Origin of the sequence: Sphingomonas turrisvirgatae, from assembly GCF_001721295.1 — a bacterium.
GTDB lineage: Bacteria > Pseudomonadota > Alphaproteobacteria > Sphingomonadales > Sphingomonadaceae > Sphingomonas > Sphingomonas turrisvirgatae.
Map to the genome: position 1 here is coordinate 1 of NZ_MDDS01000054.1, position 4277 is coordinate 4277.

A 4277-nucleotide genomic window follows, 5' to 3' on the forward strand; every position below is an offset into this window, starting at 1 on the left:
CTCCCAGCCCGCCCGCGCGCGTCCAGGCGCCGCCGCCGCCGCCCGCGCCACCCGTGCCGCCGCCCGACGGCGCGCTGGTCACCGAATTGCGCCCGTTGCGCGCGGCGATCCGGGACGGGCTCGTGACGCTCGATTTCGAGCTGTTCGTGCAGAATCGCGGGACCGAAAGCGCCGACAACATCCGCGCCGTCCTGGCGCTGATCGGTGCCAATGCGCAGCAGGACGACCAGCTTGCCGGCTTCTTCGGCTCGGCACGCATGGCGCAGGGTTCCGAACCCTTCAGCATCGCGCCCGGCGGCGTGTTCATGCTCAACGGCACCGTTTCGGTCCCGGACGATGCGATGCCGGTGGTGCAGGTTCAGGGCAAGGCGATGTTCGTGCCGATCGTGCCGGTCGCGCTGCGCTGGTATGCGGGCCTCAGCATCAAGACGCTGCGCGACGCCTTCATGGTCGGCACCGTCCCCGCGCCGGGCAGCGACAAGCTCGGCCCGCTCTGGGTCGATCGCGCCGCCGCCGGCTTCGGCCCGCTCGCCGCCAAGCGCTACGTCGCCAAGCCGGGCGCTTGAGCGATCATGCCGAGCGCGGTGCCGGCCCGGCTTTGCTGAACCGGCCCACGACCAGCTACGACGCGATCGTCCTTGGCGCGGGCGCGGCGGGGCTGATGTGCGCGTTCACCGCCGGTCAGCGCGGGCGGCGCGTGCTGCTGATCGATCATGCCGACCGGCCGGGAAAGAAGATCCTGATCTCGGGCGGCGGGCGATGCAACTTCACCAACCTGCACACCGCCCCCGACCGCTACCTTTCGGCCAACCCGCATTTCGCCAAGTCGGCGCTGCGCCGCTACACGCAGCATGACTTTCTGGCGCTGGTCGAAAAGCACCGCATCGCCTGGCATGAAAAGACGCTCGGCCAGCTGTTCTGCGACGGCAGCGCGCGGCAGATCGTCGATCTCCTGCTTGCCGAATGCGCGGCCGGCAGCGTCGAGCTCGCGCTTGGCCAGCCCGTCCGCGCCGTCACCCATGCCGATGCGACTTACACCGTCACGGTCGGCGATCGCGCCGTTACTGCCCCCGCGCTGGTGATCGCCACCGGCGGGCCGTCGATCCCGAAAAGGGGCGCGCCCGGCTTCGCCTACGCCCTTGCCCGCCAGTTCGGGCTCAAGGTGGTCGAGCCACGCCCCGCGCTCGTGCCGCTGACGCTCGGCGGGGACGAGGTACTGTTCCGCGAACTCTCCGGCGTCGCCGCTCCGGTCGAGGCGCGCGCGGGCAAGACGGCCTTCCGCGAAGCCGCGCTGTTCACGCATCGCGGCCTCTCCGGCCCGGCGATCCTGCAGATCAGCTCCTATTGGCGCCATGGCCAGCCGGTCGCGATCGACTTCCTGCCGCAGCACGCCGCCGACTGGCTCGTCGCCGCCAAGCGCGCGCACCCGCGCACCACCTTGCGCAAGCTGCTCGCCGACGCGCTGCCCACCCGCCTTGCCGACACGCTCGCCGACCAGATCGGCCTGACGAACGAACTCGCCAACACCTCCGACAAGGCACTTGCCGCCGCGGCCCAGCGCCTGTCGGCTTGGCCGTTCCACCCCAACGGCACCGAAGGCTACGCCAAGGCGGAGGTCACGATCGGCGGCATCGCCACCGCCGGCCTCTCGTCACAGACGATGGCAGCACGTGACATGCCCGGCCTCTATGCGATTGGCGAAGCGGTCGATGTCACCGGCTGGCTCGGCGGCTATAATTTCCAATGGGCCTGGTCCAGCGGCTGGGCGGCCGGCCAGGCGATCTGACGCCCGCCGCCACCCCCGTACCTGCCCCGCAATCGCGCAAGTTTGGCGCGCTTCTGCTCATTTGTTAGGCAGGTGGCAGCGCACGCCACGGGCGACTCGCCGGATTGGCGTCGCCGCGAACTTGGCACGCGCGTTGCAACTCGCGCGGCAGGGGGCGGCTTCATACGATCCGCAACGATCCCGCGTCGAATGAAGGAACGAGAGGCCGTGAAAAAGATCGAAGCCATCATCAAGCCGTTCAAGCTCGATGAGGTGAAGGAGGCGCTGCACGAAGTCGGCGTGTCGGGCATCACCGTGACCGAGGCAAAGGGCTTCGGCCGGCAGAAGGGTCATACCGAACTGTATCGCGGTGCTGAATATGTCGTCGATTTCCTGCCCAAGGTGAAGCTTGAGGTAGTGGTCGAGGACAGCCTGGCTGACCGCGTGGTCGAGGCGATCGCCGCCGCGGCGCAGACCGGCCGGATCGGCGATGGCAAGGTGTTCGTCACCGCGATCGAAACCGCGCTGCGCATCCGCACTGGTGAGCGCAACGAGGACGCGATCTAGCCCCGCACCGACGCGAATAGGGCTTTGCGAATATTTCCCGATGCTGCACTGCAGCGCAAGATGATTCCCGGTCGAGCGGCCGGATAGACGAGAGCGAAAGGGCATATCATGGCGAATTCTGCCAGCGACATTCTGAAGATGGTCAAGGACCAGGAGATCGAATGGATCGACCTGCGCTTCACCGACCCCAAGGGCAAGTGGCAGCACCTCACCATGGTCGCCAGCATCCTGGGCGAGGATGAATTGACCGACGGCCTGATGTTCGACGGTTCGTCGATCGAGGGGTGGAAGGCGATCAACGAATCCGACATGATCCTGAAGCCCGATCTGGACGCGGTGTGGGTCGATCCGTTCAGCGCGACCCCGATGCTGATCCTGGTCTGCGACATCGTCGAACCCTCGACCGGCGAACTCTATGCCCGCGATCCGCGCTCGACCGCCAAGCGTTCGGAGGCCTATCTCCAGTCGCTCGGCATTGGCGACACCGTCTATGTCGGCCCGGAAGCCGAATTCTTCATGTTCGACGACGTGCGGTTCGAAAACACCTATTCGTCCAGCTACTATCAGCTCGACGATATCGAACTGCCGGGCAACAGCTCGAAGGTCTACGAAGCCGGCAACATGGGCCACCGCCCGCGTGCCAAGGGCGGCTATTTCCCCGTCGCCCCGGTCGACAGCGCCATCGACATCCGTGGCGAGATGGTGTCCACCATGCTCGAAATGGGCCTGCCCTGCGACAAGCATCACCACGAGGTCGCCGCCGCGCAGCATGAGCTCGGCCTGACCTTCGGCACGCTGGTGCAGACCGCCGACCGCATGCAGATCTACAAGTACGTCGTGCATCAGGTCGCCCATGCCTATGGCAAGACCGCGACCTTCATGCCCAAGCCGATCAAGGAAGATAACGGCTCGGGCATGCACACCCACATCTCGATCTGGGAAAAGGGGCAGAACACGTTCGCTGGCAACGGCTATGCCGGCCTCAGCGAAGCATGCCTCTATTTCATCGGCGGCGTCATCAAGCACGCCAAGTCGCTGAACGCCTTCACCAACCCGTCGACCAACAGCTACAAGCGGCTGGTCCCGGGCTATGAGGCGCCCGTCCTGCTCGCTTATTCCTCGCGCAACCGCTCGGCCTCGTGCCGCATCCCGTATGGCTCGGGCACGAAGGCAAAGCGTGTCGAATTCCGCTTCCCGGACGCGCTGGCCAATCCGTATCTCTGCTATGCCGCGATCCTGATGGCGGGTCTCGACGGCATCCAGAACAAGATCCATCCGGGCGACCCGATGGACAAGAACCTCTATGACCTGCCGCCGGAAGAGCTGAGCGAAGTGCCGACCGTGTGCGGTTCGCTGCGTGAGGCGCTCGACAGCCTGGAAGCCGATCAGGACTATCTGCTCAAGGGCGACGTGTTCTCGGCCGACCAGATCGCGGCCTATGTCGAGATCAAGCGCGCCGAAGTCGCCCGCTGGGAAATGACCCCCAGCCCGGTCGAATTCGACATGTACTACTCGGCGTAAACCGACCCACTTCCCCAGCCGCTTCGGGGGAGGCGGTGAAGGACAGCAGGCGCCCGGGCTCGCAAGAGCCCGGGCGTTTGTGCATCCCGGCGGCACGCGCAAGGGCGACAAGTCTCATGAACGGCGCTCTAACCGCGTTATTCGGGAACCATCCCCCGCCCTTGCGTTACATCCTCGATAACAAGGGGACGAACATGCGCGCGATCCTGTTGGCCGGCCTCGCTCTTACCGCCACGTCGCTCGCGGCATGCAGCGGCGGCTCGAACACCCCCGCCCCCCCCCCCCCCCCCCCCCCGCACCCCCCCCCCCCCCCCACAAGGCATGATGTCGCATGCCGTCTCCTGCTTTTTAAAAAAAAAAAACAAAAATAATAACATATCCTTCAAGTTGAACAGACAAGAATGAACTATCGCTGCATATACCG

At 65.8% G+C, this 4277-nt stretch carries 4 protein-coding genes; all 4 read left to right on the plus strand.

Annotated features, from left to right (window positions below; translation table 11 throughout):
• Positions 1–566 (plus strand): hypothetical protein (locus tag BFL28_RS20995; protein WP_069321491.1); only part of this gene is annotated, 566 nt, incomplete at its 5' end.
• A 35-nt stretch (positions 567–601) separates the two neighbouring features.
• The gene (locus tag BFL28_RS15810) at positions 602–1786 is read left to right on the plus strand and encodes a BaiN/RdsA family NAD(P)/FAD-dependent oxidoreductase (protein ID WP_079247205.1); all 1185 of its coding nucleotides are present in this window, start codon (positions 602–604) and stop codon (positions 1784–1786) included.
• A 207-nt stretch (positions 1787–1993) separates the two neighbouring features.
• Complete coding sequence (locus tag BFL28_RS15815) at positions 1994–2332, plus strand: P-II family nitrogen regulator (protein ID WP_069321494.1); 339 nt, start codon at positions 1994–1996, stop codon at positions 2330–2332.
• A gap of 108 nt (positions 2333–2440) precedes the next feature.
• The gene (gene glnA / locus BFL28_RS15820; RefSeq protein WP_069321492.1) at positions 2441–3853 is read left to right on the plus strand and encodes a type I glutamate--ammonia ligase; all 1413 of its coding nucleotides are present in this window, start codon (positions 2441–2443) and stop codon (positions 3851–3853) included.
• The last annotated feature ends 424 nt before the right edge of the window (positions 3854–4277 follow it).

Excerpts from the sequence above, each read along its gene's own strand:
- glnA (WP_069321492.1), top strand. The coding sequence starts at position 2,441 with ATGGCGAATTCTGCCAGCGACATTCTGAAGATGGTCAAGGACCAGGAG.